The sequence below is a fragment of the Ancylobacter mangrovi genome (genome assembly GCF_024752335.1).
GTDB lineage: Bacteria > Pseudomonadota > Alphaproteobacteria > Rhizobiales > Xanthobacteraceae > Ancylobacter > Ancylobacter mangrovi.
This window is the reverse complement of sequence record NZ_JANTHY010000002.1, coordinates 200,489-219,442: the sequence shown is the minus strand read 5'-3', so window position 1 is coordinate 219,442 and position 18,954 is coordinate 200,489. Positions and strand designations below refer to the sequence as shown.

Annotated in this window: 19 protein-coding genes; 7 read left to right on the top strand and 12 right to left on the bottom strand. The window is 69.0% G+C overall.

The genetic code is table 11. The annotated features are described in order from the left end of the window. The first annotated feature begins 51 nt into the window (after positions 1-51). Both yihA and NVS83_RS06850 read left to right on the top strand, forming a co-directional pair. The gene (gene yihA / locus NVS83_RS06855; RefSeq protein ID WP_258738669.1) at positions 52-705 is read left to right on the top strand and encodes a ribosome biogenesis GTP-binding protein YihA/YsxC; all 654 of its coding nucleotides are present in this window, start codon (positions 52-54) and stop codon (positions 703-705) included. 102 nt (positions 706-807) lie between these two features. Next, a complete protein-coding gene (locus NVS83_RS06850; protein ID WP_258738668.1) occupies positions 808-1,881 on the top strand; it encodes an NAD(P)-dependent alcohol dehydrogenase in 1,074 nt (357 codons plus the stop codon). Positions 1,882-1,914: 33 nt separating this feature from the next. On the opposite strand, the gene NVS83_RS06845 is transcribed toward NVS83_RS06850, so the two are convergent. The 10 genes from NVS83_RS06845 to NVS83_RS06800 all read right to left on the bottom strand — a co-directional run bounded on the left by NVS83_RS06845 (position 1,915) and on the right by NVS83_RS06800 (position 10,901). After that, the gene (locus NVS83_RS06845; protein ID WP_258731755.1) at positions 1,915-2,241 is read right to left on the bottom strand and encodes a helix-turn-helix domain-containing protein; all 327 of its coding nucleotides are present in this window, start codon (positions 2,239-2,241) and stop codon (positions 1,915-1,917) included. A gap of 206 nt (positions 2,242-2,447) precedes the next feature. Beyond that, positions 2,448-2,912 carry a PTS IIA-like nitrogen regulatory protein PtsN gene (ptsN, locus tag NVS83_RS06840; RefSeq protein ID WP_258731754.1) on the bottom strand — a complete coding sequence of 155 codons (465 nt, stop codon included), beginning with the start codon at positions 2,910-2,912 and terminating at the stop codon, positions 2,448-2,450. 79 nt (positions 2,913-2,991) lie between these two features. Then, a complete protein-coding gene (gene hpf / locus NVS83_RS06835) occupies positions 2,992-3,594 on the bottom strand; it encodes a ribosome hibernation-promoting factor, HPF/YfiA family (protein WP_258738667.1) in 603 nt (200 codons plus the stop codon). Positions 3,595-3,772: 178 nt separating this feature from the next. Next, positions 3,773-5,449 (bottom strand): RNA polymerase factor sigma-54, encoded by a 1,677-nt coding sequence (rpoN, locus tag NVS83_RS06830; protein WP_258738666.1) that lies wholly within the window; start codon positions 5,447-5,449, stop codon positions 3,773-3,775. A 52-nt stretch (positions 5,450-5,501) separates the two neighbouring features. After that, positions 5,502-6,341 (bottom strand): LPS export ABC transporter ATP-binding protein, encoded by an 840-nt coding sequence (lptB, locus tag NVS83_RS06825; protein WP_258731751.1) that lies wholly within the window; start codon positions 6,339-6,341, stop codon positions 5,502-5,504. Between the two features lie 340 nt (positions 6,342-6,681). Further along, a complete protein-coding gene (locus NVS83_RS06820) occupies positions 6,682-7,356 on the bottom strand; it encodes an LptA/OstA family protein (protein ID WP_258738665.1) in 675 nt (224 codons plus the stop codon). A gap of 41 nt (positions 7,357-7,397) precedes the next feature. Next, the gene (lptC, locus tag NVS83_RS06815) at positions 7,398-8,189 is read right to left on the bottom strand and encodes an LPS export ABC transporter periplasmic protein LptC (protein WP_258738664.1); all 792 of its coding nucleotides are present in this window, start codon (positions 8,187-8,189) and stop codon (positions 7,398-7,400) included. Between the two features lie 196 nt (positions 8,190-8,385). Next, positions 8,386-9,018: a ribonuclease D gene (locus NVS83_RS06810; protein WP_258738663.1), complete on the bottom strand. Its 633-nt coding sequence runs from the start codon at positions 9,016-9,018 to the stop codon at positions 8,386-8,388. A gap of 92 nt (positions 9,019-9,110) precedes the next feature. Further along, complete coding sequence (ubiA, locus tag NVS83_RS06805; protein ID WP_258738661.1) at positions 9,111-10,052, bottom strand: 4-hydroxybenzoate octaprenyltransferase; 942 nt, start codon at positions 10,050-10,052, stop codon at positions 9,111-9,113. Between the two features lie 9 nt (positions 10,053-10,061). Beyond that, positions 10,062-10,901, bottom strand: coding sequence for a hypothetical protein (locus NVS83_RS06800; RefSeq protein WP_258738660.1), 840 nt, complete (start codon positions 10,899-10,901; stop codon positions 10,062-10,064). A gap of 129 nt (positions 10,902-11,030) precedes the next feature. Here NVS83_RS06800 and NVS83_RS06795 point away from each other — a divergent pair, with 129 nt between their 5' ends. From NVS83_RS06795 to NVS83_RS06785, 3 genes are all read left to right on the top strand, one after another. Continuing rightward, a complete protein-coding gene (locus NVS83_RS06795) occupies positions 11,031-11,798 on the top strand; it encodes a 16S rRNA (uracil(1498)-N(3))-methyltransferase (protein ID WP_258738659.1) in 768 nt (255 codons plus the stop codon). A gap of 291 nt (positions 11,799-12,089) precedes the next feature. Then, positions 12,090-13,211 carry a carboxylate-amine ligase gene (locus NVS83_RS06790; protein ID WP_258738658.1) on the top strand — a complete coding sequence of 374 codons (1,122 nt, stop codon included), beginning with the start codon at positions 12,090-12,092 and terminating at the stop codon, positions 13,209-13,211. Between the two features lie 162 nt (positions 13,212-13,373). Then, a complete protein-coding gene (locus NVS83_RS06785; protein ID WP_258738657.1) occupies positions 13,374-14,744 on the top strand; it encodes a glutamate--cysteine ligase in 1,371 nt (456 codons plus the stop codon). 27 nt (positions 14,745-14,771) lie between these two features. Here NVS83_RS06785 and NVS83_RS06780 read toward each other — a convergent pair whose 3' ends face one another. Beyond that, positions 14,772-15,656 (bottom strand): LysR substrate-binding domain-containing protein, encoded by an 885-nt coding sequence (locus NVS83_RS06780; protein WP_258731742.1) that lies wholly within the window; start codon positions 15,654-15,656, stop codon positions 14,772-14,774. Between the two features lie 197 nt (positions 15,657-15,853). Here NVS83_RS06780 and NVS83_RS06775 point away from each other — a divergent pair, with 197 nt between their 5' ends. Both NVS83_RS06775 and NVS83_RS06770 read left to right on the top strand, forming a co-directional pair. Continuing rightward, on the top strand, positions 15,854-16,198 hold the full coding sequence (locus NVS83_RS06775) for a DUF1127 domain-containing protein (RefSeq protein WP_258738656.1): 345 nt from the start codon (positions 15,854-15,856) through the stop codon (positions 16,196-16,198). A gap of 238 nt (positions 16,199-16,436) precedes the next feature. Next, positions 16,437-17,486, top strand: coding sequence for an LLM class flavin-dependent oxidoreductase (locus NVS83_RS06770; protein ID WP_258738655.1), 1,050 nt, complete (start codon positions 16,437-16,439; stop codon positions 17,484-17,486). A gap of 46 nt (positions 17,487-17,532) precedes the next feature. On the opposite strand, the gene NVS83_RS06765 is transcribed toward NVS83_RS06770, so the two are convergent. Beyond that, positions 17,533-18,933, bottom strand: coding sequence for a glutamine synthetase family protein (locus NVS83_RS06765; protein ID WP_258738654.1), 1,401 nt, complete (start codon positions 18,931-18,933; stop codon positions 17,533-17,535). Positions 18,934-18,954: the final 21 nt, after the last annotated feature.

Genomic DNA, 18,954 nt, shown 5'->3' with positions numbered 1-18,954 from the left:
GCTGTGCCCTGACGCCTTGCGCGGCGGCGCCGGCCAGCCGATAAGCGCAGCATGAGCGAGACCGAGATTTCCGACGACCTGATCGAGGCGGGGCGCAAGCTGTTCGCGCGCGAATGGCAGTTCATCGCCGCCGCGCCCTCGATTCCGACCCTGCCGCCCATGCAGGGGATCGAGATCGCGCTCGCCGGGCGCTCCAATGTCGGCAAGTCGAGCCTCGTGAACGCGCTGACCGGGCGCAAGGCGCTGGCGCGCACCTCGGTGACGCCGGGACGCACGCAGGAGCTGATCTTCTTCCGCCTCGGCCCCGAGCTGACGCTCGTGGACATGCCCGGCTACGGCTTCGCCAAGGCGCCCAAGGACAAGGTCGACGCCTGGACGGCGCTGATCCATGCCTATCTGCGCGGGCGCGCCAACCTCGCCCGCGTCTTCGTGCTGATCGATTCCCGCCACGGGCTGAAGCCGATCGACCGCGAGGTGCTGGACGGGCTCGACAAGGCCGCGGTCTCCTACGCCGTCGTGCTGACCAAGGTGGACCAGCTCAAGCCGGCTGCGCTCGAGGCCCGCATCACCGAGACCGAGGCTGCGCTGGCGCGCCGGCCGGCGGCGTTCCCGACCGTCTTCGCCACCTCCAGCCGCGAGGGCGGCGGCATCGCCGAGCTGCGGGCCGCCGTGGTGCGGCTGATGGCCGAGCGCGGGGTCGGCTGACACCTTCCGGATCGGTCAGCTTCCGAGCCGGCCTTGACCCGTGTCATGGTCCCCACGTCCTTTCTCCCCATAGTGACGCTTCGTCAGTGTAAGGAGGACGTGATGGCGAAGATGAAGGCCGCGATTTTCGTCGACAAGGGACGGATCGTGCTCGACGAGAAGCCGATCCCCGATGTCGGCCCGCTCGATGCGCTGGTGAAGATCACCACCACCACCATCTGCGGCACCGACGTGCACATCCTCAAGGGTGAGTACCCGGTGGAGAAAGGCCTCACCATCGGCCACGAGCCGGTCGGCGTGATCGAGAAGCTCGGTTCCGCCGTGACCGGCTACTGGGAAGGCCAGCGCGTCATCGCCGGCGCCATCACCCCGAGCGGCCATTCCTATGCCTGCCTGTGCGGCTGCGGCTCGCAGGACGGGCCGGGCACCAGGCACGGCTTCAAGGCCATGGGCGGCTGGAAGTTCGGCAACACCATCGACGGTGCGCAGGCCGACTACATTCTTGTGCCCGACGCCCTTGCCAATCTCGCCCCCGTGCCCGACCACCTCACCGACGAGGAGGTGCTGATGTGCCCGGACATCATGTCCACCGGCTTCTCCGGCGCGGAGAGCGGGGCGGTTCGCATCGGCGACCATGTGGCGGTGTTCGCGCTCGGCCCGATCGGCCTGTGCGCGGTGGCCGGGGCGAAGCTGAAGGGTGCGACCCGGATTATCGGTGTCGACACCGTGCCCGAGCGCCTCGCCATCGCCCGCCAGCTCGGCTGCTCGGACGTGGTCGACTTCAAGGCCGGCGACCCGGTCGAGCAGATCATGGCGCTGACTGACGGGCGCGGCGTCGACGTCGCCATCGAGGCGCTGGGCACGCAGAACACGTTCGAATCGGCGCTGAAGGTGCTGCGCCCGGGCGGCACGCTGTCTTCGCTCGGCGTCTACTCGTCGGACCTCACCATCCCGCTCGGCGCCTTCTCGGCCGGGCTCGGCGACAACAGGATCGTCACCACGCTCTGCCCAGGCGGCAAGGAGCGCATGCGCCGGCTGATCGACGTCATCGCCTCCGGCCGGGTCGATCTGAAGCCGCTGGTGACGCACCGCTTCAAGCTCGACGACATCGAGGCGGCCTACGAGCTGTTCTCGCACCAGCGCGACGGGGTGCTGAAGGTGGCGATCACGCCGTGAGGGCGGAAAAGCCGGCCTAGCCCGCGCAGGGGCTCAGACGTCGTTCGCCGAGCTCAGCCGTTCGGCCGGGATGTAGCCGGCCTTCTGGCGCATGCGCAGGCCGGGCCCGCCGCCCGAGCTGGCCTCGCCGGCCTCGAGAAAGTCGATGTCGGCCTCCTCGAAGGCGCGGCGCAGGCGCTCCGCCTCGCCCGGATCGGCATCGCCCGCGCGCTCGCGGCCCTGCTCGAACGCCTCGAGCCAGTCGGCGGTCACATGGGCGCGCGCGGCGAGGTCCTCGAGGCTCCAGTTGAGCACGGCCCGCGCCGCCCGGCATTGCGAGGGCGCGAGGGCGAGATTGGCGGGCAGGGCGGTGTCGTCCATCACGGTCGTTCCTCGGCGGGTCGTCTCTTCGACCGCCTCGTGCCGGCGGCCGGTTCCGGGGCGGTCGCGCCCGCACCGCGCGGGCGTGATCCTCTTCAATTAGGGTGGATGTCCCGCCGCGCCAAGGCAAGCGGCCCCGCCAAGGCGGTACCCGCACCCAGTCCCGTGCCGGAATCCGCCTTCGGGCGGCGCGGGAGGGCCCGGCGTCAGGCGGCGTCGGTCGCCTGCTCTCCGGTGAGGATGGCGTAGATGGTGGCGGCATCGCGCGAGGCGCGCAGCTTCTTCGCCACTTCCGGATCGCGCAGCAGCCGGGCGATGCGCGCCAGCGCCTTGAGATGGTCGGCGCCCGCCGCCTCGGGGGCGAGCAGCAGGAAGATGAGGTCGACCGGCTCGCCGTCGAGCGCCTCGAAATCGATCGGCTTCTCCAGCCGGGCGAACATGCCGAACAGCCGGTCCATCTTGGCCAGCTTGCCGTGGGGAATGGCGATGCCGCTCCCCACGCCGGTGGAGCCGAGCCGCTCGCGCTGGTTCAGCGTCTCGAAGATCTCCCGCTCGTCCCGCTGAAGGATTCCGGCGGCGTGGGCCGCCAGGTCCTGGAGCGCCTGCTTCTTGCTCGCAACCCGCAAGGCCGGAAAGACGGCAGACACCGCCAGAATGTCGTTCAGCGCCATGGGAGAATCCGGATCGTGGCGGATCGCGGCGCGCGCGCGGTCCTGGCCGCGGAGACGCGCCGGTCGGCTGGGTGGCAGGTCAATGCACGTCATCCGCCTTGGCATGGGCCGGCGGATCGACCCAGCCGACGTGACCGTCGGCACGGCGATACACCACATTGATCCGGCCATGGCCGGCATGGCGGAACACCACCGCGCTGGCGCCGGAGAAATCGAGCTCGAGCACCGCGTCGCTGACCGAAAGCTGCGGTAGATCGGCATTCGCCTCGCACACAACGGTCGGGCTCCAACCGCTCAGGTCCAGCTCCTCGGCCTCGTCATGGTCGGGAACGGACAGCACGGTAAGCGGCATGATCTCCGCCGGCAGCGGCGCCTCCTCGCCGTTCACGGCGCGGCGCTTCACGCGGCTCTTGTAGCGGCGCAGGCGCGACTCGATGCGCCCCACTGCCGCGTCGGCGCTGGAATAGGGGTCCTGCGCATCGGCATGGGCCTGCAGGATGGTGCCGCTGTCGAGATGCAGCGCGCAGTCCGAGCGATAGCCCGACCCTTCCCGCGCGACGGTCACGTGGCCCGACCAGCCGCCGTCGAAGTATTTGTCCATGGCTCCGGCGACGCGATCCGAGACCCGCTGTCTCAGCGCCTCACCCACATCAAGATTTTTCCCAGAAACCCGCAGCGGCATCGTGACTAGTTCCTCTGCTGGAGCTGGCGGCGGTGGATATGACCTAACGTAGCCTCCGCAGCCTGCCCGAACCCCCTACTTGCCCGGCCGGTGCTTGAAAGTGGTAGGAGCCGCGAGGGAAAGTGTCAACGAGGACGGTGGATAGCTGCCGCAAAACCTTGTGCGGCAAGGGCTTTCCTCAGCCTGCGGAAAGGGCCGCCTGCTTCTCCCGGCGCCGCTGCACCGAGGAGGGAATGCGCATCGCCTCGCGATACTTGGCGACGGTGCGCCGGGCGATGTCGATGCCGGCCTCGCGCAGCCGCTGCACCAGCGTGTCGTCGGAGAGCACGTCGTCCGGCGATTCCGCGTCGATCATCTGTTTGATGCGGAAGCGTACCGATTCGGCGGAATGCGCCTCCCCCCCATCCGAGGAGGATATCGAGGACGAAAAGAAGTACTTCATCTCGAAGATGCCGCGCGGCGTCGCCATGTACTTGTTGGAGGTGACGCGCGAAACGGTGGATTCGTGCATGCCGATCGCGTCCGCCACCATGCGCAGGTTCAGCGGCCGCAGGTGCTGCACGCCGAGCGTGAGGAACGCGTCCTGCTGGCGCACGATCTCGGTCGCGACCTTGAGGATGGTGCGCGCGCGCTGGTCGAGCGAGCGGGTCAGCCAGGTCGCGGTCTGCATGCAGTCGGTCAGGAACGCCTTCTCGCGGTCGTTGCGCGTCGCCTTCTGCACCCGCGAGTAATAGGCCTGGTTCACCAGCACCCGCGGCAGCGTGTCGGAATTGAGCTCCACCAGCCAGTTGTCCGGCGTCCCGCGCACGAACACGTCCGGCACGATGGGCTGGATCACGCCGGAGCCGAAGGCGAGGCCGGGCTTCGGGTTGAGCCGGCGGATCTCGCCGACCATCTCCGCGAGATCCTCGTCGTCGACGGCGCAGACCCGCTTCAACATGGCGAATTCGCGCCGCGCCAGCAGCTCGAGATGGCCGAGCAGCGCCGCCATGGCGGGGTCGAAGCGGTTGCGCTCGCGCAATTGCAGGGCGAGGCATTCGGATAGCGAGCGGGCGCCGATGCCCGGCGGGTCGAAGGTCTGGATCGTCTCCAGCACCCGGTTCACCGTCTCGACCGGCGCGCCGAGCCGCTCGGCGACGCCCGAAAGGTCGGCCGAGAGATAGCCGGCCTCGTCGATGAGGTCGATGATGTTGAGCCCGATCAGCCGCTCGGCCGGGTCGGTGATGGCGAGCGAGAGCTGGCCCTCGAGATGCTCGGCGAGCGTCGTCTCGGCCGGCACGAAGGCTTCGAGGTTGTAACCCTCGTCGTCGCGCCCGCCGGTGCCGACTCCCGCCCATTCGGAATAGGCCGGGCCTTCGCCCATGGGCGTGGGCGGGCTCGCCGGCTCGCGGCCGTTGTCGTCGGGATAGATGTTGTCCAGCGTGGTGTCGAGCCGGTCCTCGATGGCGCTGCGGCTGGCGCCAAGCCGCTCCTCCAGCCAGTCGGTGACCTGGGAATCGCGCTCCTGCCCCAGCCCGTCGGCACGCCCGTCCGGGTCGTGCGGGTCGTGTGGGTCCTGGGAATCGTGCGCCTCGTTGCCATCGCGGCCCTCATGCCCGTCATGCCCGTCATGGGCCGAATGCGCGTCCGCGCCTTCGCGATTGCCGCCGTCCTCGCCCCCGCCTTCGCCTTCCGCGCTGCGCTCGCCATTGGGCTCGACCTGACGTTCCAGCAGCGGGTTGCGCTCCAGCTCCGCCTCGACATAGGCGACGAGGTCGAGATTGGAGAGCTGCAGCAGCTTGATCGCCTGCATGAGCTGCGGCGTCATCACCAGCGACTGCGTCTGGCGGAACTCGAGGCGCGGGCTCAGCGGCATGAAACGCGTTCTCCGGAGGCGTCGAGCGGGGCGAAGGGCGCGGCTGGCGTCATCAGAGCCGGAACTCCTCGCCGAGATAGAGCCGGCGCACGTCCTCGCTGGCGACGATGTCGTCGGGCGAGCCTTCCATGAGCACGGTTCCGGAATGAATGATGTAGGCGCGGTCGATCAGGCCGAGAGTCTCGCGCACATTGTGGTCGGTGATCAGCACGCCGATGCCGCGCTGGGTGAGGTGACGCACCAGCGTCTGGATGTCGCCCACCGCGATCGGGTCGATGCCGGCGAAGGGCTCGTCCAGCAGCATGAAGCTCGGGCGGGTGGCGAGGGCGCGGGCGATCTCGACGCGTCGCCGCTCGCCGCCGGACAGGGCGATGGAGGGCGACTTGCGCACATGGGTGACGCGGAACTCTTCCAGCAGCGCGTCGAGCTCGCGCTCGCGCCGCTTGCGGTTCGGCTCCACAACCTCGAGCACCGCGCGGATGTTGTCCTCGACCGAGAGGCCGCGGAAGATCGAGGCCTCCTGCGGCAGGTAGCCGACGCCGAGGCGGGCGCGGCGGTACATGGGCAGGTGGGTGACGTCGTGGCCGTCGAGCTCGATGCGCCCGGCATCGGCCTTAACGAGGCCGGTGATCATGTAGAAGATCGTTGTCTTGCCGGCGCCGTTCGGGCCGAGCAGGCCGACCGCCTCGCCGCTGCGCACGTGCAGGCTGGCCTCGCGCACCACCTTGCGCCCGCCATAGCTCTTGGCGAGGACGACGGCGCTGAGCACGCCCCGGCCCGAGACCGGCTGCTCGATATGGGAGGTCAATGTGGCCTGCGGCGGCGGGTCCGGCGGATAGTCGGACGGGGCAAACCCGGGGGAATGCCCGTCACCTTCATATGCGGATTCCATGCCCGTCTCGGCAGGCGTTCCGCGCCGGCCGCCTGAGCCGAATCCACGCGACGCCTTTTCCGCCGACGATACGCTGCCAGCCGGCGACGACCTGCCGCCGCGGACTCCGAGTCCGGACAAAAATCCCACGCGCACCTCCGTGGTGTAACCCACTCACGAAGGTGATAGACGCTCCGCGCCGCGCTGGCAAATGCCAGATGCAAAAAGCGGGCCGAAAGTGGGTTGGCGGGGCTTCGAGGGGCCTTGGCGGCGCCCCTTCAGCGGGCGGGGCGCGCCTTTCGCGGGGGCCTGGGGTGCCCCTGCGGCACCCGAGCGGGCACGGCGACCGGCGCACGCCGGATCAGGGCTTGGCGCCCGGCTTGCCCTGCTGCTTCATGCTGTTGGGCACGAGCAGGCTTTCCACGCGGCCACCCTCGAAGCGCGAGGTGCCGGTGGTGAGGTCGACGGTGAGCTTCTTGCCGCGAATGACGTTCGGCCCCTGGCTCAGCACCACCGGGTTGCCGGTCAGGGTGATGGTGTTGGCGGCGGATTCGAACACGCCCTGGTCACCGGTCGCGGTCTGCTCCTTGGTGGTGACCACGACCGAGCCGTTGATCTCCAGCCGCCGCACCGAGGAGGAGTTGATCGGGTTGCCGGAGGCCATCGCGCTGCTGCTGTCGCCGCCGCTGTCCTTGCCGCCATTGCCCGCCGCGCCGTTGCCGGCCGCGCCATTACCCTTGCCGTCGTAGAAAACGACCAGCTCCTTGCAGCGCATCGTCGTGTCGCCCTGCCGGACCACGACATTGCCGCTGAACACGGCCTGCTTCTGCTGGTCGCGCACTTCGAGGCTGTTGGCGTCGATGCGGATCGGCTCGTCGCGATTGGTGGCGAAGCCCTGCAGCGCGTTGGGCACGTTGTTGCTCACCTGCGCCTCTGCCGGCGCCACGGCGAGCATGCCGAAGGCCGCGAGCAGGGCGAGGCCCGGCACGCACAGGCGGAGGGAACGGGTGAGGCCGGGGCACGGGAACGGGTTCATGAACCCATGTCTACCCGCGCCCGCGCGCGCATTCAATGTCGTCACGGCACCTGCCCCGCATCGGCGCCCCGCAGCCGGGGCGCGGCGCTGCCCTGGTCGCCCGGCGCGCCGCCCTTATCCGTACCCTTGCCATTTTTCGAAGCCTTGCCGTCATCGGGCGGCGGCAGGCGGAAGTTGAGCTGCACATGGCCGGTGAGCAGGGCCCGGGAATCCTTCTGGGTCACTTCCATGCGATCGGCGGTCAGCTTGCCGTCGACATAGGTCAGTTCGACCGGGTGGTCGGAGACCATGCGCCCGTCCTTGACGTCGATCGACGCTTCCTTGAGCGTGCCGGCATAGCCCGCGGAGGTGTCGAAGTGCACGCCGCCGCCGAGCTGGAGCTGCTCGGTCTTGGTGTCGTAGCGCCCGGTGCTGGCGGTGAGCTTCGCCCAGCCCTTGTCGGCGAGCTCGAGCTTGGCCTTGATCGTGTTGAGGTCGATCTGGTCGGGCTGGGTTAGGTCCTGCGTCGCCGATTCCGCCGAGACGTCGTAGCCGCGATTGTCCGAGGTGAAGCCGTGCAGGCGCGGCAGCTCCATCATCACCCGCGTTCCCGACATCGAGACCCGCCCGAGGTCGAAGGGCAGGTCGACGCCAAGCCGGAACGGGTTGAGGTAGTTCGCCGCCAGGATGGCGCCGAGCACGAGAAGCACGCCGGCCGGCAGCGCCCAGCGGAAGAAGCGCACGAATCCGCTATGGCGCCGTGCCGCGCGGAAATGGTTGGCGTCCCGGCGCACTGGGGCATGACGAGCCTTCGGGCCCGTCGCCGCCGCGCCATGGCGCACAGGAGGTTCCACGTGTCGGTTCATGCGTGTCGGCGAATCCCGGGCTCGGCCGACCCCCAGCGCGGCCGGATTGAAGATGGCGGCTTAACACGTTGCGCGCAAGATACCGCTGGCGCCGTACGCGCACTGAACGCACCGTGCGGCCGGCCTTCTCGCGCGACAATGCGGCAGCCGTGAGGGCCGGGTGCGGCCGGGATCGGGAAGCCGATCAGGAATGCGCGAAGATGTCCTCTTCCGGCCAGCCCGCGAGGTCGAGCTTCGCCCGGGTCGGCAGGAACCCGAAGCAGGCCTCGGCCAGCCCGGTGCGGCCCTCGCGCTCCAGCATGGCCGCGAGCTTCGCCTGAAGCGCATGCAGGTGCAGCACGTCCGAGGCGGCGTAAAGGAGCTGCGCGTCGGTCAGTTCCTCGGCCGCCCAGTCCGAGCTCTGCTGCTGCTTCGACAGGTCGATGCCGAGCAGCTCGCGGGTGATCTCCTTCAGCCCGTGCCGGTCGGTATAGGTGCGGGTCAGGCGCGAGGCGATCTTGGTGCACCAGACCGGCGTGACCGTCAGGTCGAAGGTCTTGCCCAGCACCGCGATGTCGAAGCGCGCGAAGTGGAACAGCTTCACGATCGCGGGATCGGTGAGCAGCGCCTCGAGATGCGGCGCGCTGCCCGGGCCGGCGCCGGCCGGGATCTGCACGATGTCGGCGGTGCCGTCGCCCGGCGAGAGCTGGACGACGCACAGCCGGTCGCGGTGCGGGTTGAGACCGAGCGTCTCCGTGTCGATGGCGACGAAGGGCGTGGTCTCGGCGCGGTAGCGGGAGAGATCGACCAGGTCGCCGCGGTGCAGGCGGATGCTCATCGGGAGGCCATTTCTTGAGAACGCGCGGCTCCTTAGCACCCGCCGGGGCGGCGGGGCAACCGGAACCGGGCCTGCGGCGCGGTCTGGCGGGGTCAGGCGAGCAGCGCCGCGGCGGCGAGGCCGGCGAACAACAGCAGTCCCGCGTCGCGGTTCGAGCGGAACACGACGAGGCACAGCGCCGGGTCGTCGATGTCGAGGCGGCGGACCTGCCAGGCGAGGTGTAGCGCGAAGGCGGCAAGGCCGGCATAGGCGAGCGGTCCCGCCCCCGCCGCGACGAGCGCGGCCCCGATCAGCAGCGCCGCCCCGGCATAGAGGACGGCGAGCCACGGCCGGGTGGCGGAGCCCAGCAGCCGGGCCGAGGACTTCACCCCGACCTGCTCGTCATCCTCGCGGTCCTGATGAGCATAGATGGTGTCGTAGCCGACCACCCAGAGGATCGAGCCGGCATAGAGCAGGAAGGCGGCCGGCGGCAGCGCCTCGATCAGGGCGGCGAAGCCCATCAGCGCGCCCCAGGAGAAGGCGAGCCCCAGCACGAGCTGGGGAATCCAGATCACCCGCTTCATCAGGGGATAGACCGCCACCACGCCGAGCGAGGACAGCGCCGTGACGATGGCGAAGGGCGGCAGGCAGAGCAGGACGATGAGGCCGACCAGCGCCTGCAGGCCCAGGAACACGAAGGCGCCCAGCAGCCCGACCTGCCCCGAGGGCAGCGGGCGCAGGCGCGTGCGCTCCACCCGCCCGTCGATGTCGCGGTCGAGGATGTCGTTCCAGGTGCAGCCCGCCCCGCGCATCGCCACCGCGCCGATGGCGAACAGGAGCATCAGGCCAAACGCCTGGACCGGGCGCGGCGTGCCCTCGCCGGCGCTGATGCCGGCCGCGAGCGCGGTCGACCACAGGCAGGGGATCAGCAGCAGCCAGCTTCCGATCGGGCGATCGGCGCGGGCGAGGCGCAGGAATGGGCGCAGGAACGCGGGCGCGCGCCGGTCCACCCAGGTGGTGGTGGCGTCGGCGGGCGCGGAGAGGGGCGCGTTCATCGCCGGGCGTCAGTGCAGGGCGTCGCCGACGAGCGTGTCGAACACGCCGCCCTTTTCCTGGCTGCCGGAGGGCAGGCCACTGGAAAGCCCGAGGCCCGCCGACAGCGAGCCCTGCGGCGGCAGGCCAGGCGCGCCGCCGCCCTCGCTCTCGAGCTTGGCGACCTGACAAACCTTGTCGCGCACGCCGGAAACGCCGGAGGCGTTGGTCTTCAGCTCCTTCAGCGCCTCGTCGGGCACGTGGCACTTGGACTGGTTCTTGGTCAGGTAGGAGATGAATTTCTGCTGCGTCGACACGAAGTTGCGGAACATCGGGCACAGCTCGACCGGCGACGCCTTGCGCTTCGTGGCCTTCTGCAGCTCCTTGCCGCGGGTCTCGACCTCGCCGCGCAGCGTGTCGACCTGCGACTGGCATTCGGCGATGTTGGCGGCCTCGGCGGGGGAAGGGCCGTCGCCCGCACCCGGTGCGCCCATACCCGGCGCACCCATGCCTGGCGCCGCCATTCCCGGGGCGCCCATGCCCGGTGCGCTCATGCCCAGCCCGCCGGGTGCACCCATGCCGCCCATGCCGGTGCCCATCTCGGACTCCATCGGCGCCAGGCCCTGCGCACCGGTGCCGCCCGGCGCGATGCTGGTCGACACGTCGCCCGGAATGGTGGCGCTGGAGGACGGCGCGGCGCTCGACGAGGAGGAACCCGTGTCGCTCTGTCCGCCCGCGGCGCCGATCCACTGCGCTCCAGCCGGCGTGGCGAGGGTAAGACCGGCCAGCAGCACGCCGGCCGCGAGCGCGCTCGCTCCGGCACGCAGATGCGCCGTGCGTCTGGCGATGCGATCCGACTGCGACGATATCATGCTGTTTTCCGCCTCTTCAGCATTCTTGACCGAGGGTGATACAGAGGCATTAAAGATTGGGCAACATCGCGGCGAGTGCGCCGTTACGTCAATCTTTCCTATCGTCATTCCTTCGACACGGCCCCTGCCATGGCTCGCCCCGAGAACGACTCGCCCGACGAGCACTATGATTTCCGCGCCCAGCGCCTCTTCGTCACCGACGATCTCGGCCCGGATGCGGTCATCCGGCTCGATCGTGAACGCTCTCATTATGTCGGGGATGTGATCAGGCTCCCGGTCGGCGGGCATATTCATCTGTTCAACGGCCGCGACGGCGAGTGGCGGGCGGTGCGCGAAGCCGGCGGACGGCGAGAGGCGGTGCTGCGTTGCGAGGCGCGGCTGCGCAGCCAGACCGCGCGGCCCGATCTCGATTATGTGTTCGCCCCGCTCAAGCACGCCCGGCTCGACTACATGGTGCAGAAGGCGGTCGAGATGGGCGCGGGCCGGCTGGTGCCGGTGATGACGCACCACACCCAGCCGAACCGGGTGAACACCGACCGCATGCGCGCCAACGCCATCGAGGCGGCCGAGCAGTGCGGCATCCTGGCCCCGCCGCGGGTGGAGGAGCCCGTGACGCTGACGCGCTGGCTCGCCGATCTGGCGCCCGGACGCACGCTGGTGTTCTGCGACGAGGCCGCGCCCGAGGCCGACCCGCTCGCCGCGCTGCGCGAGGCGGTCGAGGGACCGCTCGCCGTGCTGATCGGCCCGGAGGGTGGGTTCGACGAGGCCGAGCGGCGCCAGATCGCGCGCCGGCCCGGCACCATCGTGCTCTCGCTGGGCCCGCGCATCCTGCGCGCCGACACCGCCGCCGTGGCCGCGCTCGCCCTGGTCGAGGCCGCCCGGCAGGCGAGGGGCTGACCCCGGCGCTTTTTTCCGAGGCCGTCGGAACCCGTCGCGCCGTTGCGCGTTATATGGCGCCGCACCATGCGGAACGGTGTCTCCCGCGCGCTTGGTAAAGTTGAATTCTACGCGCGAGCCCGGTCCAGCCTAAATTTCTTATAATAAAACTATGCCGTGCGCGCGCTAAAACCCGGTCATATTCCGGTCTCACTTCTTCATCATCTAGCACACCACGCAGAGCGCCCTTGATTCTGTGCTGGCTAAACTACACACGCCAGGGGCACGGGGACAGTTGGCGGAGGGGATACCATGGCGGAAGACTACCGAATCGGGATCGAGGAGGAGTATTTCATCGTCGACGGCGAGACCAAGAGCGCCCTCAAGCGCATGCCGCCGGCCTTCCTGGAAAAGGCGCGCGAGGTGCTCGGCCCGCGCGTCATGGGCGAGCTCCCGCAGTCCCAGCTCGAGGTGATGTCGACGCCGCACGGGGAAGCTGCGGCGGCGCGGGCGGAACTGCACGGGCTGCGCCGCACGCTCGGCGAGGTGGCCGGCGAGTTCGATCTCGCCTTCTTCGCCTCTGGCACCCATCCCACCGCCTCCTGGCAGAGCGGCAAGCGCGCCCCGACCCAGCGCAATGACGGGCTGATGCACGACCTGCAGATGCTGGGCGAGCGCAACATGCTGTGCGGGCTCCACGTGCATGTGGAGCTGCCGGACGCGGACCTGCGGATCGACGTGATGCGCCGCATCCTGCCCTACCTGCCGATGTTCGTCGCCCTGTCGACCTCCTCGCCGTTCTGGGAATCGCGGCGCACCGGGCTGATGGGCTACCGCCTCGCCGCCTATGACGAACTGCCGCGCACCGGCCTGCCCGAGCTGTTCGAGAGCGCGCGCGACTACCAGGCCTATGTCGACGCGCTGGTGGCGGCGCGGGCGATCCGCGATTCGAGCTACATCTGGTGGACGATCCGTCCCTCGCGCAAGAATCCGACACTGGAGCTGCGCGCGCCGGACAGCTGCACGAGGGTGGAGGATTCGGTCGCCATCGCCGCGCTCTACCGCGCGCTGGTGCGTCATTTGGTGCGCCATCCCGAGGTCAATGCCGGCATCGACGCGGTCGACCGCGCCATCGCCTCGGAGAACAAGTGGCGCGCCCAGCGCTACGGCATCCACGGCAGCATCGTCGACCGCCATGCGCGCGAGGCGGTGCCGGTGGCGCAGGCGGTCGAATCACTGATCGACATGGTGAGCGAGGACGCGCGCGAGCTCGGCGGGACGGCCGAGCTGGAGCATCTGCGCACCATTCTGGGCGGCGGCACCAGCGCCGACATCCAGATCGCCGTCTACCAGGAGGCGGAGCACCGCACCGGCAACCGCAACGAGGCGTTGCGGGCGGTGAAGACCTGGCTGACGCACGCCTCGGTGCAGTAGCGGCATACGAGCGCGACGGACCCTCACAAAGGGCCGTCGGGCGCCGATGAGGCCCGCACGAGGTCTGCCTTAACGGAAGATGCGGTCGGCATTTACGGCGATTTGCGCGGCGGCGCGGCCTGTGTATGGTCTCGCGCCGCAGCAAGCCGGCCGGAGTTTTCCATGGCGCGAGACCAGATCGATACGCAGCCCGTCGAAAGCCGCGACGATCTCGTCGCGTGGCTGGAAGCGGGGTGCAAGGCGCCGCAGAAATTCCGCATCGGCACCGAGCACGAGAAGATTCCCTTCACGCTGAAGGGGCACGAGCCGGTGCCCTATGAGGGCGAGAACGGCATCCGCGCCTTGCTCGAAGGCATGCACGCGCTGAACGACTGGGAGCCGATCATGGAGGGCGAGACCATCATCGGTCTCGCCGACACGATCGGCGGCGGGGCGATCTCGCTGGAGCCGGGCGGGCAGTTCGAGCTTTCCGGCGCGCCGCTCGCCTCGATCCACGAGACCTGCGCTGAGGTGAACTCGCACCTCGTCCAGGTGCGCGAGGTGGCGACGCCGCTCGGCTTCGGCTTCCTCGGCCTCGGCATGAGCCCGAAATGGACGCTCGCCCGGACCCCGCGCATGCCCAAGGGCCGCTACAACATCATGACCGCCTACATGCCGAAGGTCGGCACGCACGGCCTCGACATGATGTACCGGACCTGCACGGTGCAGGTGAATCTCGACTTCTCCAGCGAAGCCGACATGGTGAAGAAGCTGCGGGTCGGCCTCGCCTTGCAGCCGGTGGCGACCGCGCTGTTCGCCAACTCACCCTTCACCGAAGGGCGGCCGAACGGCTTCCTGTCCTTCCGCTCGGAGATCTGGCGCGACACCGACAATGCACGCGCCGGCATGCTGCCCTTCGCCTTCGAGGAGGGGATGGGCTTCGAGCGCTATGTCGACTACGCGCTCGACGTGCCGATGTATTTCGTCAAGCGCGGCGATCGCTACATCGACGTCGCCGGCTCCTCCTTCCGCGACCTGCTGGCCGGACGCCACCCTGCTTTGCCGGGCGAGCGGGCCACGGTCTCGGACTGGGCGAACCACCTCTCCACCATCTTCCCCGAGGTGCGGCTCAAGCGCTTCCTCGAGATGCGCGGCGCCGATGGCGGGCCGTGGGCGAATCTCTGCGCGCTGCCGGCGCTGTGGACCGGCCTGCTCTATGACGGCGCGAGCCTCGACGCGGCCTGGGAGCTGGTGCGCAGCTGGAGCGCGGCGGAGCGGCAGGCGCTGCGCGACGAGGTCCCCCGCCTCGCCTTCAACGCGGAGATCGCCGGCCGCCCGGTGCTGGAGTTGGCGCGCGACGTGGTCGCCATCGCCCGCGAGGGGCTGAAGCGGCGCGACGTGCGCGACAGCCAGGGCCGCGACGAGACCCGTTTCCTCGGCCCGCTGGAAGAGAGCCTCGAAGCCGGCCGCACGCCCGCCGAGGCGCTGCTCGAGCGCTACGAGACCGACTGGAACCGCTCGGTCGAGCCGATCTTCGACGAGTGCGCCTATTAGGCGATCCCGGGCGGTCGCCGTCGCGCCTCACTCGGCGGCGATAGAGACCTCGGAGATGTTGTCGAGCCCCTGGATGATGTGATTGGCGAGCGCCTCGGCGAGCTGCGAGGATTCGTGCCGATTGCGCAGCAGGCCGATGCGGCACGGCGCCAGAGCGGGAAAGCCCTCCGAGGGGCCGAGCACCCGCATGCCCGGGCGCAGGCCCGATTCCGGCAGCACCGATATGGCGAGCCCCGAGAGCACGGCCGCCGACACCGCGGTGCTGTTCGACGAGGTGTAGAGGATGCGGAACGGCCGGGCATTGGCCTGCAGCATGGAGATCGCCTCCTGCCGCCAGTTGCAGTTCTGCCGGCCGAGAGCCAGCGGCACCGGGTCCTCCAGATGAACCGAATGGCGCATCGAGCCGACCCAGAGGAGCTGCTCGCGGCGGATGATCTCCGGCTCGCGATTGATCATCTCGCAATCGGTGACGATGGCGAGGTCGAGGTCGCCGGTGTCGATGCGGTCGACGAGGTCCGTCGACGGGTCGCACACCACGGTCAGCTCGACATTGGGATGGGTGGCGGAAAAGCGCGCCATGATCTCGGGCAGGTAGCGGTCGGCATAGTCGTCCGGCACGCCGAGGCGTACCCGGCCCGACAGCTCGGCGCTGGCGAGGCTCGCCATCGCCTCCATGTTGAGCTGCACGATGCGCCGGGCGTAGTCGAGCAGCCGGTCGCCCTCGTCGGTGAGGCGCGAGGCGCGCCCGTCGCGCGCGAAGATCGGCCGTCCGACCCGCTCCTCCAACCGCTTCATCTGCATCGAGACCGCGGACTGGGTCTTGTGCACGACCTCGGACGCTTTCGTGAAACTGCCGGTTTCAGCGATAGCTATGAATGTTCTTAATTGATCAATATCGAGCAGCACGGACATGGCCGGCATCCTCCCGCGGTTCGTATCACTGGGAATGATAGGTCAAATCAGAAACATTCGCTAGTGTGATCAATGCCGCTGGGTCATAACGATTGCGCCGCGAACGGGTGGCGCTGATATCGGGTGGCTTCGGTCACCGCCGATATCGATAAACCCACCGTCACCGCTGCGTGGCCGACAGACGGATGGAGGTATCGATGTCGTATATTGGCGAAGTCCGGAGAACGGCGTTCTCCTCGTTTGGTGCCGCGGCCAGCGCCGCGCTCGTCGTTGTCGCCTCGGGGACGGTCCAGTTTCTCAAGGCGTTCGGCCGGCGCCGTCTCATCGCCCAGCTCGGCGAGTTCGACGACCACATGCTGCGCGACATCGGCCTGACCCGCGCCGACCTGCGCGACGCCTCGTCGGGGCCGCTGTGGAAGGACCCCACCTCGGTGCTGGTGGTGCGTGCCGTCGAGCGGCGCGCGGGTCGCCGCCTCATCGCGCGCGAGACGCAGCGCGAGGCCGGCGTCAAAGGGCGTAACGATTACCTGGCCTGCGAGTGATCATGCCAGGCGGTCCCGATCGAATTACCGGCGGTATTGACCCCCTCATGCCGCCAACTTGAAGCCCGCTGGATCCTTCCGGCGGGCTTTTTTTATGCCTCGGCCCCGGGCAGGACGGGCGAATTTGCAACGGCGAAAGACCGTCCTTGCAGCGGCACGGATGCGTGGGCGTGCGATGCGGTCCATATGAGCACCGCCGGCGCGCGGCCGGCGGATCAGGTGGACCCACAGGCATCCGATGGCACAGCATCTCGAACTCGGGCTCGACACCTTCGGCGACGTTACCGCCGACAGCGAAGGACGCGCGCTCCCGCACGCGCAGGTGATCCGCAACCTGGTCGAGGAAGCGGTGCTGGCGGACGAGGCGGGCGTCGATTTCATCGGCGTGGGCGAGCACCATCGCGACGATTTCGCGGTCTCCGCGCCCGAGGTCGTGCTGGCGGGGATGGCCACCCGCACGAGCCGAATCCGGCTCGGCTCGGCGGTCACCGTGCTCTCCTCGGACGACCCGATCCGGGTCTACCAGCGCTTTTCCACCGTCGACGCCCTGTCGAACGGGCGCGCCGAGGTGATCCTGGGGCGGGGTTCCTTCACCGAATCCTTCCCGCTGTTCGGCTTCGACCTGAAGGACTATGAGGCGCTGTTCTCCGAGAAGCTCGACCTGTTCGCCGCGCTGCTGCGCGACAATGCGACCAAGGACGGGGTGAGCTGGCGCGGCAGCCTGCGCCCGCCGCTCGACCATCAGCACGTGTTCCCGCCGGTCGAGAGCGGCACGCTGAAGACCTGGATCGGCGTCGGCGGCTCGCCCGAATCGGTGGTGCGCGCGGCGCGCTACGGGCTGCCGCTGATGCTCGCCATCATCGGCGGCAATCCGGGCCGCTTCGCGCCCTATGTCGACCTTTACCACAAGGCGATCGACCAGCTCGGCGGGACCGTGCAGCCGATCGGCGTGCATTCGCACGGCTATGTGGCGGAGAGCGACGAGGCCGCGCGCGAGGAGTTCTACGACGACTACAAGCGCATGCACGACCGCATCGGCGCCGAGCGCGGCTGGCCGCCCTATGGGCGCGAGGCGTTCGAGCGCGAGATATCGCACGGCTCGCTCTATCTCGGCGCACCCGAGACGGTGGCGGCGAAGATCGCGCGGACCGCGAAGACGCTCGGCCTGTCGCGCTTCGACATGAAGTACAGCGCCGGCCCGCTCGGCCACGACAAGGCCATGCGCTGCATCGAGCTTTACGGGCGCAGGGTCATCCCGCTGGTGCGCGAGATGCTGGCGGAGGGTTGAGGGGCGGAGGGTCGAGGGGCGGAGGGCCAAAGACCCTCCGCCGCGCTCACACGTTCAGCAGCAGATATTCGCGCTCCCAGGGCGAGATGACCTGCATGAAGATGTCGAACTCCGCCTGCTTCACGGCGGTGTAGGTCTTCACGAAAGACGGGCCGAGCACCGTCGCGATCTCCTCGGAGTACTGCATCGCCGCCACCGCATCGAGCAGGCCCCGCGGCAGCTCGAAATCGAGGAACTTGGCGTCGGCCTCCAGCGGCTCGGTCGGGCGCAGCCCCTCGATCATGCCGAGATAGCCGCAGGCGAGCGAGGCGGCCATGACGAGATAGGGGTTGGCGTCGGAGGAGGGCACCCGGTTCTCCACCCGGCGCGCCGCCGGCGGGGAGGGCGGCACGCGCAGGCCCGCCGTGCGGTTGTCATAGCCCCACTGGACGTTGATCGGCGCCATCGAATCGCGGGTGAGCCGGCGGTAGGAATTCACGTAGGGCGCGAAGATCGACATGACCGCCGGCATGTAGCGCTGCAGGCCGGCGATGAAGGAGAAGAATTCCGGCGTCGGGTCGCCCTTGGCGTCGGAGAAGATGTTCTTCCCCGTCTCGGCGTCGACGATCGACTGGTGGATGTGCATCGCCGAGCCGGGTTCCTCCGCGATCGGCTTGGCCATGAAGGTGGCGTAGATCTTGTGCGCCAGCGCCGCCTCGCGGATGGTGCGCTTGAACAGGAACACCTGGTCGGCGAGCATGATCGGGTCGCCGTGCAGCAGGTTGATCTCCATCTGCGCCGCGCCGTCCTCGTGGATCAGCGTGTCGATCTCGAGGCCCTGCGCCTCCGAATAGTCGTACATGTCCTCGAACAGGGCGTCGAACTCGTTCACCGCCTGGATCGAATAGGACTGGCGGCCGATCTCCGGCCGGCCGGAGCGCCCGATCGGCGGCTTCAGCGGATAGTCGGCATCGGAGTTGGGCTCGACCAGATAGAACTCGATCTCCGGCGCCACCACGGCCTTCCAGCCCTTGTGGGTGTAGAGGTCGACCACGCTCTTCAGCACCTGGCGCGGGGAAATCTCCACCGGCCGCCCGTCGCGGTGATAGGCGTCGTGGATGATCTGCGCGGTCGGGTCCTGCGCCCACGGCACCGAGCACAGTGTGGTGAAGTCGGGCTGAATCACGAGGTCGCTGTCCGCCACCACCGAATCGACCAGCCCCTCATAGGGTGGATAGTCGCCCGAGATGGTCTGCAGGAACACGGAGAGCGGCAGGTTCATCACCGGCCCGGAAAGGAATTTGGACGCCGGCATGATCTTGCCGCGACCGACGCCGGCAAGATCCGGCACCATGCACTCGATCTCGGTGATGCCGCGCGCGGCCATCCACGCCTTGGCTTCCTCCAGCGAGGTGACGCCGCGGATGGACTGAACCACGTCCTTTTCGGGACGCTTCTTCTTGGCCATGATAACTACCCTGATGCGCCT